14 protein-coding genes are annotated in these 17,228 nt (G+C 33.7%); 9 read left to right on the forward strand and 5 right to left on the reverse strand.

Translation table 11 applies throughout. From position 1 onward, the window contains the following. Positions 1-38: 38 nt before the first annotated feature. Entirely contained in the window at positions 39-1,343 is a 1,305-nt protein-coding gene (locus tag PKK00_12285; protein ID HNW99178.1) for a hypothetical protein, read from the reverse strand. A 77-nt stretch (positions 1,344-1,420) separates the two neighbouring features. On the opposite strand from PKK00_12285, the gene PKK00_12290 reads away from it, so the two are divergent. Then, complete coding sequence (locus PKK00_12290) at positions 1,421-2,143, forward strand: 3'-5' exonuclease (GenBank protein ID HNW99179.1); 723 nt, start codon at positions 1,421-1,423, stop codon at positions 2,141-2,143. An 11-nt stretch (positions 2,144-2,154) separates the two neighbouring features. Here PKK00_12290 and PKK00_12295 read toward each other — a convergent pair whose 3' ends face one another. Next, a complete protein-coding gene (locus PKK00_12295) occupies positions 2,155-2,646 on the reverse strand; it encodes a DUF4440 domain-containing protein (GenBank protein ID HNW99180.1) in 492 nt (163 codons plus the stop codon). Positions 2,647-2,849: 203 nt separating this feature from the next. Between PKK00_12295 and PKK00_12300 the strand changes: the two genes are divergently transcribed. The 3 genes from PKK00_12300 (at position 2,850) to PKK00_12310 (ending at position 7,778) form a co-directional block, all read left to right on the forward strand. Continuing rightward, complete coding sequence (locus tag PKK00_12300) at positions 2,850-4,334, forward strand: DUF2779 domain-containing protein (GenBank protein ID HNW99181.1); 1,485 nt, start codon at positions 2,850-2,852, stop codon at positions 4,332-4,334. A gap of 66 nt (positions 4,335-4,400) precedes the next feature. Then, complete coding sequence (gene dnaB, locus PKK00_12305; protein ID HNW99182.1) at positions 4,401-5,918, forward strand: replicative DNA helicase; 1,518 nt, start codon at positions 4,401-4,403, stop codon at positions 5,916-5,918. 603 nt (positions 5,919-6,521) lie between these two features. Next, a complete protein-coding gene (locus tag PKK00_12310; GenBank protein HNW99183.1) occupies positions 6,522-7,778 on the forward strand; it encodes an asparagine synthetase B in 1,257 nt (418 codons plus the stop codon). A 45-nt stretch (positions 7,779-7,823) separates the two neighbouring features. Here PKK00_12310 and PKK00_12315 read toward each other — a convergent pair whose 3' ends face one another. After that, positions 7,824-9,077: a nucleoside permease gene (locus PKK00_12315; protein ID HNW99184.1), complete on the reverse strand. Its 1,254-nt coding sequence runs from the start codon at positions 9,075-9,077 to the stop codon at positions 7,824-7,826. A 374-nt stretch (positions 9,078-9,451) separates the two neighbouring features. Continuing rightward, positions 9,452-9,826: a hypothetical protein gene (locus PKK00_12320; protein ID HNW99185.1), complete on the reverse strand. Its 375-nt coding sequence runs from the start codon at positions 9,824-9,826 to the stop codon at positions 9,452-9,454. 250 nt (positions 9,827-10,076) lie between these two features. Here PKK00_12320 and PKK00_12325 point away from each other — a divergent pair, with 250 nt between their 5' ends. From PKK00_12325 to PKK00_12335, 3 genes are all read left to right on the forward strand, one after another. Further along, positions 10,077-11,561 (forward strand): hypothetical protein, encoded by a 1,485-nt coding sequence (locus PKK00_12325; protein HNW99186.1) that lies wholly within the window; start codon positions 10,077-10,079, stop codon positions 11,559-11,561. A gap of 54 nt (positions 11,562-11,615) precedes the next feature. Next, on the forward strand, positions 11,616-12,707 hold the full coding sequence (locus PKK00_12330; protein ID HNW99187.1) for a T9SS type A sorting domain-containing protein: 1,092 nt from the start codon (positions 11,616-11,618) through the stop codon (positions 12,705-12,707). 201 nt (positions 12,708-12,908) lie between these two features. Then, a complete protein-coding gene (locus tag PKK00_12335; GenBank protein HNW99188.1) occupies positions 12,909-14,255 on the forward strand; it encodes an IS66 family transposase in 1,347 nt (448 codons plus the stop codon). Here the strand turns inward: PKK00_12335 and PKK00_12340 are convergent. Next, positions 14,236-14,388, reverse strand: coding sequence for a hypothetical protein (locus PKK00_12340; GenBank protein ID HNW99189.1), 153 nt, complete (start codon positions 14,386-14,388; stop codon positions 14,236-14,238). The genes PKK00_12335 and PKK00_12340 overlap by 20 nt on opposite strands. 219 nt (positions 14,389-14,607) lie before the next feature. On the opposite strand from PKK00_12340, the gene PKK00_12345 reads away from it, so the two are divergent. After that, the gene (locus PKK00_12345) at positions 14,608-16,908 is read left to right on the forward strand and encodes a T9SS type A sorting domain-containing protein (protein HNW99190.1); all 2,301 of its coding nucleotides are present in this window, start codon (positions 14,608-14,610) and stop codon (positions 16,906-16,908) included. Between the two features lie 21 nt (positions 16,909-16,929). Continuing rightward, positions 16,930-17,121, forward strand: a complete 192-nt coding sequence (locus PKK00_12350) for a hypothetical protein (GenBank protein ID HNW99191.1) — start codon at positions 16,930-16,932, stop codon at positions 17,119-17,121. Positions 17,122-17,228: the final 107 nt, after the last annotated feature.

Here is a 17,228-nt window from a genome sequence, read left to right on the forward strand (position 1 = left end):
TTTAAGTTTTTTACATACCTTTGTTAATATCTATATTTTTACCGAACTATTAATTTATTATAAATCATTTCAAAGCCTAGTACAGTGTTCGCGGCTGTAATACTCGAATTCAGGGCATGCGTTTCATAGTCATATATAATTATAGTATTACCAACTGCTACATAAAGCTGAGAATAAATATCATCGTATTTTATTACTGAAGCATTAACACCTGAAAGATATGTTGTAAGACTGTTCATGTTGTATTGATATTTATACAAGTTTCCACCAAGAGAAAAAATATAATTGTTTTCATCAATTTGAACTGCATCATTGATTAGTCCTGTTGGTAAAGCATGTGGATCCCAGAAACCATTGTTTGAAATAGAATAAATTTTAACGATACCTTGCCCGTTACCATTTCCAAAAACAATCAGCTCATCATTATTTTTTTGAAACATATTCGTGATTTCAAAATCAGTAGTAAGTTGCTGTTTCATCGCGCCACTTGAATTATAATAAACACCAAACCTTCTTTCCTGACCTGAATAACAGGCATGATCAGCAAAAACATAATCTTCGTTAGCAAAAAGTTTTACAGGATATGAACCTGTTGGAGCCATTGATGCAAATATCTGCGTTCCGTTATTCTGGTATCCTTTAATAGAGCCATTATAAAATGAGCAATAAAAAAGATTATTGAACATTGTATTATTAGTAAAATAAGGAAATGGCGGGTCGCTGACCACCGGCACCGACCATTGCAGAGTGTTTGATGAAACATCATAAATATTCATATCACCATAAATTTTTCCGCAAGTGGAATAAAGCTGGAATTTTGAATTTGATGCAGTAGAGCAATAATCGCTGTTGACATAAAATAAATTCTCAAGACTATCGCCAATAATTTTTCGTTGCAACTGTATGGTAGTACTGTTGAAATACGACATTATATAAATATATTTCATTTCACGGGCTACCTCGCTAACCTGTATTGTTCGGTATTTAGTTACGGTATTTATTCCATCGAAAGCTTTAATTCTTAAGTAATAATTTCCCGATGCTAAAGTAATATCATCCATAATATATAAAAGATTAATGCTGATATTTTTTTCTTCGGGTTTTATTGTTACAGGTGATAGCACAGGGGCTTTATTATTATCGCATACAACAATTTCCACCAGCTCCAGGTTCGTTTCATCTTCGATTGTTGCAACTATCGGTATAGTATCAAGCGCTGAAAATACCTGGTTCTCGGAAGGACTGCTTATAATAACTACCGGCAAAATATCATCCTTATCTTTTCTACATGATGAAAAAATATTTATCAATACTATAAGCAAAATTACTACACGAAATCTCATTTTATAAAATTAGGAATTTTTATGCATTGCATTATGAAAAATAAAATTAATTTTGATTTTTGTAAAAAAATAAAACTATGTTAGAACTTCTCAATCTCGACAATGTACTTTTTCTTGACGTGGAAACCGCGCCAATGGTGGCTGAATACAAACAATTGCCTCCAGCGTATAAAAAACTTTGGGATCACAAAACCCAGTATATGATGAAGCGCGAAGAAGATACTCCTGAAACTATTTTTCAGAAAGCAGGAATCTTTGCCGAGTTTGCAAAAGTAATTTGTGTTTCTACAGGTGTAATGCGGACAATAGAAGGGAAAAGAACATTTCGCATAAAATCTTTTTCCGGTGATGATGAGAAAAAAGTTCTTGAAGACCTTGCAACAATGCTGAACACGAGTTTTGGCAAAAAAGAACAAATGCTTTGCGGACATAATATTAAAGAATTCGATATTCCGTTTTTATCGCGCCGCATGATGGTGAATGGCATCAAACACCCGGCTGTTCTCGACCTATCAGGAAAAAAACCATGGGAAGTTGGTCATCTTGATACTATGGAACTTTGGAAATTTGGTGATTATAAAAATTACACTTCGCTGGAATTGTTAGCTACTTTATTTAACATACCTTCACCCAAGGAAGATATTGAAGGCAGTGATGTTGCCCGTGTATACTGGATTGAGAAAGATCTTCCCCGTATAGTGGAATATTGCCAGAGGGATGTATTTACTGTTGCACAGCTCATGTTAAAATACCAGGGAAAACCCCTTATCAAAGAAGAAGACCTGGTAATTTCAAAATAAGCGCAACTTGATTATTTATTTGTGACTTCTGGTTTTTTAAGACCATCATTTCCTGTATCGAGAACCCACTTCCATTTGCCATCGGTTTGTTTTTCCCATACTGTAACATAGGTTCCTTCACTAGAAATTTCTTTTCCTTCTTTATCTCTTGTTTTAAAAAGCCATGTACCATATGTGTATCCTATATCTGCCGACATTCCCACTTCAGCAAATAATGGCGTCCATGTGAGCGTATATGAGTCATCGTTTTTACCATCATACAATTTTTCAATTTCATTTTTCCCTACGATAGGCATACTATTAGGACGTAATAAAGTCGCATTTTCATCAGCATAATCAATGAATGCTTTAATTTGACCTTTCTTTACAGAGTAATCCGAAAACTCTTTATCTGCATTCAATACAGAAAGTTTTTCTTTTTCAATGTCGGGTTTTTCTTTACATGAAAAAAAAGAAAAAAGTACAATGAAAGAAAGTGAAAGAAAAAGTTTATCGTATCTCATAAAATATTTTTTTTCGATTCATCGCAAATATAAGTATATAAATTTCAATGTTACAAGACAAAAACACAGCTTAAAAAAAATTCAAATCGGGTTTTAGTGATACTTCTCCCTTGGGGCATAGAAGTTTGAACCTGTGGCTTAACTTTTTATTTACAATAATTCACATAAGTTTTCGTTACTTAGTACATTATTTATAAATCCAAATGAAGAATCTCAACTTATCAAAATCGTCATTTATTCGTGGGTTACAGTGTAAAAAGTCATTATATCTTTATAAAAATTTTTATAATTTACGCGATAAGCTTTCCCCAGAAACACTTTCAAAATTCTCACGCGGACATAATGTAGGAATACTTGCACAGCAGCTTTTCCCCGATGGTGTAAACATGCAACCTTATTCCCCTAAACAATACGCACGTTCAGTAACACGAACAATGGAAATGATTTCCGGTGGCTCGAAAACAATATACGAAGCGGCTTTTAGCTATAAAGATGTAATCGTGTTTTTGGATATTTTAAATTTTGAAAATGGGAAATGGCATGCATACGAAGTGAAAAGCTCTGCAAGTGTTTCTGAAACATATAAAATGGATGCTTCACTTCAATATTATGTGATTACCAATTCAGGAACAGCATTGAATTCTTTCAATATCATCTACATAAATGAAAATTATAAAAGACAAGAGCAGCTTGACATTAACAAGCTTTTTTGTTTTTACGATGTATTGAATGAAGTAAAAAATAATTTAACTTTTATCAGCGAAGAAATTGACAAGTTCAAAACATTGCTCAGCAACAAAGACATTCCTGATGTTGAAATTGGCACACACTGCAGTCGTCCCTATTTATGCGACTTTTACAACTTTTGCCGAAAAGATATTCCTAAAAATAATTCAATATTTTCAATTCCTTCATTAAGTGAAAGAGAACAATATTCATTATATAAAAAAGGAATTACATCAATAGAAAATATACCTGGTAAAATGGAACTATCAGGCATTCAAAAAATGCAGATTGATTGTCATATTAAAAAAACCGAATTTGTAAATATTGAAGAACTAAAAAAATATTTTTCAAAAATTAAATATCCATTGCTAATTGCCGATATTCAATGGTGCAAAACAGCAATACCAGGCAGAAAGAACATTAACCCATACCAGCACGTACCCTTTTCGATACAATCTGTTTTGATCGATAACAATGGAAATGAAACAGGAGCATGTAATTATTTCCAGGAAGATTTTCATTTGAATACCGAAAAATTATATCAAAATATTTTCGATGAATTCAATAAAGCTTCAACAATATTATGTTTCAGTAAACCACAAATGATCTGCATATTGCAAACATTGTGTAATGATGGCTATTTAAAATCATCTCAAATAAGTGATTTTGAAAAAAGAATGATTGATATGGAAACTTTTTTTAATGAAAACATTTATTACAACCCTTTGCTTTCGTCGGAAAATGAGCTACAAAATATTGCACGTCATATTTTCAAAACCAGGATATCACGCGAAATGCCCTCGTCCGATATTATCGCATCTGATTTATACGATTCACTACAGGTGGAAACAGACATGTTCAACCTATTGGAGATTAAAGAAAAACTCAATGAATACGCCAACTTCAAGCTCGAAACCATTAAAAAGTTTTTCTTCTATTTAAAAGGAAAAACAACCTCCTGAATTGTTAATAACTATTTTTGTTAAAACCTATTTGAAGCAGGGAGTGAATTTGTATTTTTGCCCTCTATGAATGAATCAAATAATCAACAGGAATCAACTCGTAAAAGAGTAAAGAAAAATAATACTTACCCCGCAACTCTTGAGCAAGGCAAACTTCAGCCACAAGCGGTTGAACTAGAGGAAGCAGTACTGGGTGCATTAATGCTGGAGAAAGATGCGCTTACTTCGGTTATTGACATGTTAAAACCTGACGTGTTTTATAAAGAAGCTCATCAGAAAATATACAGGGCCATTCTTGATCTTTTTGAAAAAAGCGAACCTATCGATATTCTTACCGTTACCAACCAGTTGAAGAAAAACGGTCATCTTGAAATGGTAGGTGGCCCCTATTATATTACCCAGCTTACTTCACGTATAGCTTCATCAGCAAATATTGAATACCATACCCGTATCATTTCGCAGAAATATTTGCAACGTGAACTGATACGTATCTCCACTGATATTATTCACGACGCTTTCGAAGACACTTCTGATGTTTTTGAATTGCTTGATGCCGCAGAAAGAAATTTATTTGCAGTAAGCGAAACAAATTTAAGACGCAGTTACGAGAAGATGTCTGATTTGATTCGTGATGCAATTGAACAAATCAATAAGGCTCGCCAGCACGAAGACCATTTGATTGGAGTCCCCAGTGGTTTCATGGAACTCGACAGGCTTACCGCAGGATGGCAGCGTTCCGACCTTATTGTTATTGCTGCCCGTCCCGGTATGGGAAAAACAGCTTTCGTACTTTCTATGGCCCGCAATATGGCTGTTGATTACAAAAAAGCCGTCGCTTTTTTTACACTTGAAATGAATGCCCTGCAATTGGTAACTCGTTTGATTTCGAGCGAAACACAAATTTCTGCTGATAAATTAAAAAAAGGTACACTTGAAGAATACGAATGGCAACAGCTTCATACAAAAATTGCAGCCCTTACCGATGCTCCACTTATAATTGATGATACTACCGCTTTATCCATATTCGAATTACGTGCTAAAGCAAGAAGGTTAAAACAACAACATAATATTGAAATGATCATTGTTGACTATCTTCAGCTGATGCAGGGCAATGGCGATAATAAAGGGAATCGCGAACAAGAAATCAGTACCATTTCACGTTCATTAAAAAGTCTTGCTAAAGAATTAAATGTTCCTGTAATTGCTCTTTCGCAATTAAGCCGAGAAGTTGAAAAACGCGGAGGTTCTAAACGACCTATCCTTTCCGACCTTCGCGAATCGGGCGCTATTGAACAAGATGCCGATATGGTTGTTTTCCTATATCGTCCGGAATATTATAAAATAGAAAATTTCGAAGACCAAATGCCAACCAAAGATATGGCCGAAATTATTGTTGCCAAAAATCGTAACGGTGCACTGAAAGATATACGTCTTCGTTTTATCGGGCGCTTTGCAAAATTTGCCGACTTCGAAGCTAATGAAGACTTTACCGGGTACCAGCAATACAGCGACAACGACTCTCCTACGCTTACACTTCCTTCAAAAATGAATAACATGAAGGATGATGAAAGTGCCCCATTTTAAATATTTCATATAGCCACGACCTTTAGGTCGTGGGTTGTATAAAATAACTAAACGGGCTTTAGCCCATAATTTCTATTAAGGTTAAAAGGTGTAGCAGCGAGTTAAGTAAATAGTCAATAGGTTATGAAAACTCCTTCAACCAAAAGCATTCAACCAAACCAGCAGCCTAACCCAAAAACATAGAACTTTTTTTCAATTTGATATTTTCTATTTTCTATCATCAATTTTCTATGTTATCTTTTTTTTCATCTGTTTATATTTTATGTTTTTATAGTTACTCGCTCGCACACCCGATATTCATCGGGGCGCAACACTGGCTTGCTCGTGAATATCCATGCTTTGTTTTTTCCTTCACTTATTTTAATCATTTTGTTTAGTGTAATACCAATTGTTAATTTAAAATAGTCCAAAGGATATTTTAAATTTTACAATGGTTATGTCGATGACATAGATGTTTTAGTACAATTTATTGGACTATTACATATATACAATCGGTATAAATTTTTCGTTTGCATGGATATTTCATGTTAATTTTTGTTAGTATTTTTTAATAGCATATTTTTTAATGTAAATTTGCGTTACTATTTACGTGAATATAAAATAATGAAACGCACACTCATTATATTTTTCCTGACAACATTTTCTTTATTTGCGAAAGCGAATTATATATTTATTACCATGGGTGAAGACCAGAAGAATCATCTGAAAGCCTACGGAATTGCTTATTACGCTTTGCAAAAAGATATTGAAATAAGCTGGTTGCTTAATTATGAAGGTGGAAGTTTTATGATGCCTTATAGCGAAGTTATAGAAAAAGAAAGCATTATCAGGGGAATAACTTATGAAATTATTGCAAACACTCAGGCAAGTGCTATATTAGCTGAAATTGCCGACGCTGAAGTAAATATGGATGAAGTGAAATTACAGAAAGCGCCAAAGATTGCCGTATACTCACCGAAAAATAAGCAACCCTGGGATGATGCAGTAACACTGGCTTTGACGTATGCCGAAATTCCTTATACTGTAGTTTTTGATAAAGAAGTAATGGATGGCGAATTGCCATTATACGATTGGTTGCATTTGCATCATGAAGATTTTACAGGACAGTATGGAAAGTTTTGGTCAGCATATCAGAATGCCGCATGGTATAAGGAAGATGTAAAATATAATGAAGACATTGCAGCATCGCTTGGATATAAAAAAGTATCGGAATTAAAATTAGCAGTAGCAAAAAAAATAAGGGATTTTGTTGCTGGTGGTGGTTATTTATTTGCTATGTGTTCCGCCCCCGACAGCTATGATGTTTCGATGGCTGCTGATGGTGTTGATATTTGCGAAAGCATGTTCGATGGTGATGGTATGGATGCTAATGCACAGAAGAAACTGAATTACGATAACTGTTTTGCTTTTACCGATTTTATTATTAGTACAAATCCTTATGAATACGAAATATCATCTATTGATGTAACGCAAGGCAGAAAGGTATTACAGAAGGATGATTATTTTTCGCTGTTTGAATTTTCAGCAAAATGGGACCAGGTGCCAACCATGCTTTGCCAGGACCATACTATGATAATTAAAGGATTCATGGGACAAACAACAGCATTCCGTTCCGATGAAATAAAATCGAATGTTCTGATAATGGGCGAAAATAAAGCTGCCGGCGAAGCCAAATATATTCACGGAGAATACGGAAAAGGAACTTTTACTTTTCTTGGGGGGCACGACCCCGAAGATTATAATCATATGGTTGGCGATCCTGCAACCGATCTGAGCTTGTATCCTAACTCGCCCGGATACCGGCTTATTCTGAATAATGTTTTATTTCCAGCAGCGAAAAAGAAAAAACAAAAAACCTGATAAGTTCTTTACCAGGTTTTATAAAATAAATAATAAAAAATTCTGTTAGTGCGTTACATTAGCCACTTCTTTAGGGTTGTGTTTATGTTTGAAAAGTACTGCAAACAAAACAGCAACCACCAGCGAATACGCAGCAAATGCAATCCAGATGCCTTTCCAGTCTTTACTTCCATCAGGCAGCATATAATATTGGTCAATAATAATTCCACTTATGCGGCTACCAAGAAAAGCGCCAAAACCATTGGTCATCATCATAAAAAGCCCTTGAGCACTGGCTCTCATGCTCTGGTCGCTTTGTGTTTCAACAAATAAGGAACCGGATATATTAAAGAAATCGAATGCCATTCCATATATAATGCATGATAATACTATCATCCAGAGTCCAGCTCCGGGATCGCCATATCCGAAAAGTCCAAACCTCAACACCCATGCTATCATGCTCATCAGCATTACTTTTTTGATTCCGAATTTTTTCAGGAAAAAAGGAATGGTTAAAATAAAAAGTGTTTCAGATATCTGGGAAATCGACATAATGATAGCCGGATATTTTACAGCAACTAAATCCTTGAAAGCATCTACATTTGCAAAATCGTGAAGAAAAGTATCGCCATATGCATTGGTCAATTGTAATGATGCACCCAGCAACATTGCAAAAATAAAAAACAAAGCCATCTTCGTACTTTTGAATAATGAAAAAGCATTCAAACCTATAGCTTCAACAAATGATTTTTTATGACCTTTTCCCAAAGGCGGACATTGAGGTAAAGTAAAAGCATAGAACCCCAGCAATAATGCAGAAACTGATGACACATAAAATTGCATGGCAGAAGTTTCAATCCCCGAAAGGCTGATAGTCCATAAAGCTACAATGAATCCTATTGTTCCCCAAACACGTATAGGCGGATAATCTTTCACGATATCCATTCCTTTACTTTTCATTGAAGAATAACAAACCGTAATCGACAATGCAAGCGTAGGCATGTAAAAACACATGTTAAGCAACATCACCCAAAACATTGCGGAAGGGTTATTAATCATGGGAACACAAAAAAGAACTATAGCTCCCATAATGTGAAAAGTTCCATACAACTTCTCGGCATTAATCCATCTGTCGGCTATAATACCTGCTATTGCAGGCATAAATAAAGATGCGATACCCATTGTAGAAAAAATTGCACCAAATTCAGTACCCGACCAATGTTTATTTTGGAACCAGTAAGCACCAATAGTAAGCAGCCATGAACCCCAGATAAAAAATTGCAGGAAGTTCATTAAAATTAAACGATTCTTAATGTTCATAATATTTTTCTTTAATTAATATTTTGTGTTAAGTTATTATTGAAATGACAGTCATCATGAGTTCATCAAAGGACGAACCGCATACAGAATGTTCCCATTTCGTATTCAATTTTACATTCTGCAACATATTAGACTTATACTCGTTCTTATCAGGTTTGCAAAAGCAAAACTGGTTAGAACGAGTTATACCGTACAGAAAACAAAAAATATTTTTGCAAACCTTTTTTCTGTCGGTATAACTTAAATTTAGTTTCATTATTTTTAAAAAATGTTTGGCAAAAATATTCTAATTTCTTATTCAGTAAATAATTAAAATGTTAAAAAAAAGACTGTGCAATAATTCCGGCACTGTCTGTAGGGATTAAGCCAATCTCTTACATTTTAATTCTTACCGTTCCCTGGGCGAGAAGATTATATTTATCATCATAAACATATACATTATAATCACCGGTGTGATAGAAACTTATTTTTTTCCAGAAATATGCCCAGCTTGTTTCAACATCCTGGTAAATGATGTTTTCATAATGTTTGGTTCCATAATCATCGAGAGAGTATATGGTATAATGTATTTGTGTGCAATTTACTTCGTGCCCCAGATTACAATAAAAATAGATATAACCTCCATCCTGATTAATAATAAATGATGTTCCGGTTTCAACGGGGTTGCCATCTTCATCAACATCTTCGCAGAAAGATAATGTTTGTGAATGAAGCGTAACGCTGATAAGGGTAAAAAAAAAGAAAAGCAAATACAGCTTTTAAAACAGGGAGTATAATTTTTTTCATATCAATATTTTTTGATACACAAATATAATCATACAAAAGATGAAAAACTTAAAAAATGAAAAAAAATTCTTGGATTTTATTGCCTAATATAAACTCATACTAACCATGTGTAAGAGAAATGCTACCAAGTATCAAATACCAGTTTTTGCTTTTTTGTTTTATGATTTCCTTCGTCCCCGAAAAAAAATTTAACAAACAATTTAAAAATCATTTATGAAAAATAAAACTTATAAAAAAATTGGGAAAAAGATTTCAATAGTTGGATTTTACTTTTTTATTGTGCTTAGCGGATGGGGTCAAACTACCTACTTTTCACAAGGCAGTATTGACCCTACCGTTACATCCAACTGGAATTCCAGCCGTACCGGTGGAGGAACAAGCCCTGCTAATTTTACTTCGGGTGATATTTTTGTAATTCAAAATGGAAATAGCATGACAACAGGTGCTACTTGGACAATTAGTGGTACCGGCTCTAAACTATGGATTGAAAATGGCGGAATACTAACAGCCACTTCTACTATTACTCTTTCATCTGGCACAACTTTTCAAATTGATGACGGAGGAACATACAAACATCAAAATACAACAGCATATGGGACTTCTATTTTACAAGGCACCGAATCATTTGCAGTATCAAGTAATTTCGAAATAAACAACTCAAATGCAACAGGTCCTTCAGGCGGAACTGTGTTTGGTAATTTAATAATAAACTTTATTACTGACCCCGGGAATGTAAACATGAATGGCGCAATCACAACAATCAATGGCAATCTATATATACAAAATACTTCTTCGAGAGAATTAAGGATTTCAACAAATACGTCTATAACATTATCTATCGGAGGGGATCTTATAATTACAGGAGGTACGTTAAATTTTTCAAATGGTAGTACAGCAGGAAAATCTTTCACATTGAACATAGCAGGGAATTATAATCAAACCGGGGGAACATTTACTCATACCAATAGTACAGAAGGAAATGAATTAAAAATAAATTTTACAGGTAATGATAAAACATTTACTCAAAGCGCAGGAATACTCACAAATACTAACATGAACTGGGAAATTATTTCTGAAGCAGCATATACGTTTAACAGTAATTATTCTGTACCTGTCTCTCGATCACTAACAGTAAACGGGACCATAGATTGTGGAACATCTATCATTAGTGGTTTAGGTAACTTTTTTCTTTTTAGTGGAGCAACTTTAAAAACTGCAAACGCTGATGGGATTAATGGCACAATAACAGTTAGCGGAACTAAGGATTTTGATGAAGGAGCTAATTATATTTTTTATGCAAACGGGGCACAATCTACAGGAATTTCACTACCCTCTTCAATAAATAATTTAACTTTAAGTGGCGCATCAAAGCTTGCAATTTCAAATTCAACACTATCCTGTTCTGTTATTACAATTAATAACGGAACAACTTTAACAGTTAATGCAGGTAAAGCATTAACTGCAAGGAACAACACTATCAATAATGGTACACTCTCAATAGAGTCTAATGAATCAGGAATTGGAAGCTTTATTGATAATGGTACCATTACAGGCAGCGGAATTTATAATATGGAACGCTATGTCAGCTCTAATGGCGATTATCACTGGGAATATATTTCTTCGCCTATACCTTCTGCATCATCTGATTTATTTACATCATCATCACCGACTATTCGAAACCTTTATTATTCAAATTAATCAACAAATTCATGGAGTAATTATTCAACAACATCGACAGGTAATTTAGAAGTCATGCGAGGCTATGCAAGAAAATATGTTAATGGAGAAACAGGCAGCGACGATGTGATAACTTTTACCGGAACATCATTAAACACTGGCAGTTTATCCATATCAAATCTTACAGGAACAACTATATCTTCTGTTTTCAACGGATGGAATCTTGTGGGGAATCCCTATCCCAGCGCAATTGACTGGGACGCATCGTCGGGCTGGAGCAAAAGTGATTTTTATAATTCGTATTATGTCCGTACAAATGGTACTTATAGTTCTTACGCATACGATTTAGGAACTCATGATGCAACAAGATATATTCCGCCAATGCAGGCGTTTTGGGTAAGAGCCTTGTCGGAAGGCACATTCACGCTTACATGCAATAACGATGTAAGAGTTCACAGCAACCAAAATATTTACAAACCTGCAAGTACAGACAACACTCTTCATCTTTCAATTACAAATAACACCAATGGATTTGATGATGATACATACATCCGTTTCAAACCAGAAGCTACAGAAAATTTCGACAGTCAATACGATGCTTATAAAATGTTTGCCGATGATATTAATTATCCGCAGATATATACTCATGCAGATAATGATGATTATTCAATAAATAATCTAAGCAACATAAACGGTGAGCGCAATATTCCAATTGGCTTTAAAATATCTGTCAGTGGTCAGTTTACCATTACTGCTGATTTAGTTTCTTCATTCACTGATAACGGAAACACAGTTTTTCTTGAAGATACACAAGAAAATATTCTTCAGGATTTATCAGTCAAAAATTCATACACATTTAATTCTGATGCCACATCGGGTTTATCGCGCTTCATCATACATTTTAACCCGTCAATTACTAACATTACAGAAAATACAGATGAAAAGGTTTGTATTTATTCGTACCAAAATGAAATTCATGTAAAAGCAACAGAAATGCTTGATGGAGAGATAAGCATTTATAATATGTTGGGACAAATAGTTTCAATAAAAAAATTATCAGGAAATAATTCTGCTGTTATTTCACTCAATAAGGAATGCGCTGTGTATACGGTGAAATATACCTCTGACAAAAAAAGTATTACAAGACGAATTATTATTAACAGGTAATTAAAACGAAAGCCGATATGAAAAATAAAGATATTTTGAAAAATAAAAACACTAATTGTAACTATTCAGCAATATTATAAAAATATTATTCAAAAAGTAAAAATTCGAACACTTTATTAACAATTGTTGAATAGTAGCTAACAATTAAGTCGTTGTTTTTATTAGTATTTGTAGAGGTTTGAGTTCCTTTGTAAAAAAAAATTGACATTCGAACAACAACGCATAAAGGAACTCGAAGAAAAAATTGCAATCCTTGAATTGCAAATAAAATTTCTTATAGAAGAAAATGAAAGATTGCGTTATCCGAAAAACAGCAATAATAGCTCAATCCCACCATCCAAAGATGAAAACAGAATAACTAAAAGTAATAGTTTGCGAATCAGTAATGGGAAAAAGCCAGGTGGTCAAAGAGAACATGAAGGCAATACTTTAAGCATGACAAGTACTCCCGATGAAATTATTGAACACAAGCCCCAGTATTGCAATCATTGTGGTAAAGATTTAACGGGCTTCAAAAGTAAAGAAGAAATGCGCAGACAAGTTGTAGATATTCCTCCAATAATACCTAAATATATTGAACACAGGATATTCAGTTGCGAATGTAGCTGTGGACATATCACAGAATCAAGTTTTCCATTAGGAATAAATGCTCCTATAAGTTACGGAAATAATATTGAATCAGTAATTGCATATCTACATACGAGACAATTTATACCTTTTGATAGAATGCGTGAATTTTTTTCAGATATATGTAATTTGCCAATAAGTACAGGTACTATATGTGATATACTGAATCGCTTTTCTGAAAAAGCTCTTTCTGCTTATGAAGTAATAGCCGATAAAGTAAAAAACAGTTCTGTTATTGGTGGCGACGAAACAGGCGCTAAGGTTAACGGTAAAAAAGGTTGGTTTTGGACTTGGCAAAGTAAAATTGCTACATTCATAACATTTTCAAACAACAGAGGCATGGCAACTATAGACGCAACTTTTCCTGATGGATTTCCTCAAGCCATTTTTATACATGATTGTTGGAAAAGTCATTTTAATACTGATGCCATTCGTCATCAAATATGCACATCACATTCATTGCGTGAACTGAAATATTTTGAAGAAAGATATAAATCTTCTTGGGCTACTAAATTTAAATTTTTGCTTTATGATGCCCTGAAACTAAAAGAATCTCTAACTCCTGCCGATTATTTGCAATCAATTTCCAGAAGAACATATTTAGAAAATGTACTCGACAAATTATTAGTTGATGTTATTCCCGAAAACATGAAAGAGGTATTAACTTTTCAAAAACGAATGATCAAGTGTAGAAATTATATTTTTACTTTCCTTTACTTTCCAGACGTACCTCCCGACAATAACGCATCGGAAAGAGCTATCCGTAATATCAAAGTTAAACAAAAAGTATCTGGTCAATTTAAAACTACTAATGGCGCTCAAACTTATGCAATTATTAGATCTATTACGGATACCTGCATAAAAAACAATCAAAATATTTTGGCTGCTTTTAAAACTATTGCTAATTTGCAACCTGAATAGTTACCACTAATTTAAAAAGAAGATATTCAAAACCAGAAATCAATTTCATAAAAATTGATAAAGAAGTTTCAATACTTATGTCATCAGCTAATCCATTCAATAATCCTGATGAAGCATACATCCCAGATGACATTGCAGGACCATTTAAATTTTATAAATCATAATTATCTTATAAAATAGAAAAGCAAACATTTTTAAACTTAAATATTTAATTATTTTCAAATAATTTTTTTAATGTATTTATTAATGAGGTTAAAATAATTTAACAGCAAAAAATAATATCAAAAATTATAATTTTATTACATTTGTTTAATGAATTGATTTTTAATTTGATTTTTAAAATATTTATTTTATGAAAAAACATTTTTACTTACAAAAAACGAAAATGCTATTTATTGCAGCATTTCTTATTAGTGCAGTACAAAATGGATGGGGACAATCTATTTCAATAACAACTGCAGGAGTTGCATTAACCGAAGATTTCAACACCCTTGCAAGTGCTGGTACAAGTTCAACTGTACCTACAGGATGGGCTTTTCTGGAATCAGGCACTGGCGCAAACACCATTTATACTGCTGGAAACGGCTCAGGCAATACTGGAGACACCTATAGTTTTGGTTCTACAAGTTCAAGTGAAAGGGCCTTTGGTGGGTTACAATCAGGTTCAATAAATCCAACTATCGGGGTTTCGTATACTAACAGTACCGGGTATTCTATTACACAGCTATCAATTTCATATTATGGAGAACAATGGAGGATAGGTACTTTAAGCAGAACTGATAAAATTAATTTTCAATACAGTTTAGATGCAACCAGTCTATCAACCGGCACATGGGCATCAGTTACCAGCTTAGATTTTATTGCACCTGTTACATCAGGAACTATTGGCGCACTTGATGGTAATGCAAGTGCCAATCGTACTTTGATAAGCTATACGATTAAAAATATTTACATTGCCAACGGCTCAACATTTTGGATAAAGTTTACCGATACTAATGCAACCGGAGCTGACGATGGTCTTGCAATTGACGACTGGTCATTAACTGCTTATTCACCTTCATTATGGACTGGTACAACTTCAACTGACTGGAATGATGCTTCTAACTGGAACACTAATGCTGTACCAACATCAACAGATGATATCTATATCTCCTCTACCCCTGTTAATCAACCTCAGGTAACATCTGACCCTACAACCCCTGCTCAATGTTATCAATTAATAATTGAAACTGGAGCTACTTTAACAATAAATACAGCAAAAGCATTAACTGTAAATGCAAATACAATTAATAATGGAACAGTTACATTAAAATCAGATGCAACTGGAACTGGTTCTTTTATTGATAATAATAGTGCATTACTTGGAATAGGAACCTATCATGTTGAACAATATTTAACTGGAAGTGGAGGTAATTCTCCGAATGGAAGATACTGGTATGTTGGAGCACCTGTAACCACAGCTCTTAGTGCATCTTTCAATGCCATGGGGGATAATAGATTATGGTCATATAGTGAATTAACTGCATCTTATTCTGAAATAAATGTAAATGGTATTAATCTTACTCCTTTACAAGGGTTTGTTGCAAGACTTGGCGCAACAGAGACCATAAACTTTACAGGAACTTTTAATACCGGGATTATTGGAACTACTGACAATCTTTCAAGAACTGCAACTGGAACATATGATGGTTATAATTTAGTAAGTAATCCTTACCCTTCGGCAATTAATTGGGGATGCGAGAATACTCCAACAACAGGTTTAACTATGACCAACCTTGGAAGCACAATATGGTACAGAAGTAACGGAGGTTTTGCCACTTATAACTGGTCAGGTGATGGAACAGGTCAAAACTCAGGTCAAAAATACATTCCTGCCATGCAAGGATTCTGGGTAAGAGTTACCGAAGGTAACAGTAACGGAACTCTTATTCTTACAAATTCTACAAGAGTACACAGTTCACAAAGTTTTTATAAACAAAAATCAGAACAAAATATTTTCAGAATAAATGTATCGAATGGAAGTATTACTGATGAAGCGGTAATTGGGTTTTACAACAATGCACAAAATACATTTGAAAGATTTGATTCAGAAAAAATGTTCTACACTGATGATAATGCTCCGCAAACTTATTCTTTAACTTCAGATAATGTTGTTACAGCAATTAACGGACAGCAGGAACTTACATCTGGTGAAGAACGAATAGTTCCGATAGGTTTCTCAACACCTGTTTCAGGAACATTCAGCTTTACAGCAACCAATCTAAATGATTTTGATGCTTCTGTCAATGTATACTTAGAAGATATTTTACAAAATGTAACTATAGATCTTCGCCAAACTAATGTATACACCTTCTCATCAGATGCAGTAAATGATGCCAACCGTTTCAAAATACATTTCAATGGAATAACAACCAATATAAGTACTCAGGAAGTTTCATCAGTATATTCATATGCTTATGATAATACTCTTTTTGTAAACACTCCTTCTGCTAATTCAACTATCGAACTTTATGATGTGTTAGGAAATTTAATTTCTGAACAAAAATCTATCAGTGGCTTGAATAAAATAAAAATCAATAACAGCAAAGGAATATATATAATAAAGGTATTGAATGGCAAAGATGTTTTTACACAAAAAGTTTTTATTAAATAATTAACTCCAAAGAATAATCATATGAAAAATATACAGAAAAAACATAATACTAAGAAGCGTTTATATAATAAACCTTCTGTTGAACAAATAAAAATAGATAATGAAATTTCTGTTTTTATGACAACTACTAGTGATACGCCTCCGGGAGACCCCAGCGGTGCATTACAACCGGATAAGTTTGATAACAATCCTTATAAAATTTCAAAAGCTTAGAAATAGTTTTATCTCATTTTCTTAAAGTCCTCAAAAGAGGACTTTTTTTATTTTCATTTTAGTTTGTAATTTAAAATTAAAATGTTAAATTTGTCAAGAATAAAATT

This window comes from Bacteroidales bacterium (genome assembly GCA_035353855.1).
Lineage (GTDB): Bacteria > Bacteroidota > Bacteroidia > Bacteroidales > CG2-30-32-10 > DAOQAK01.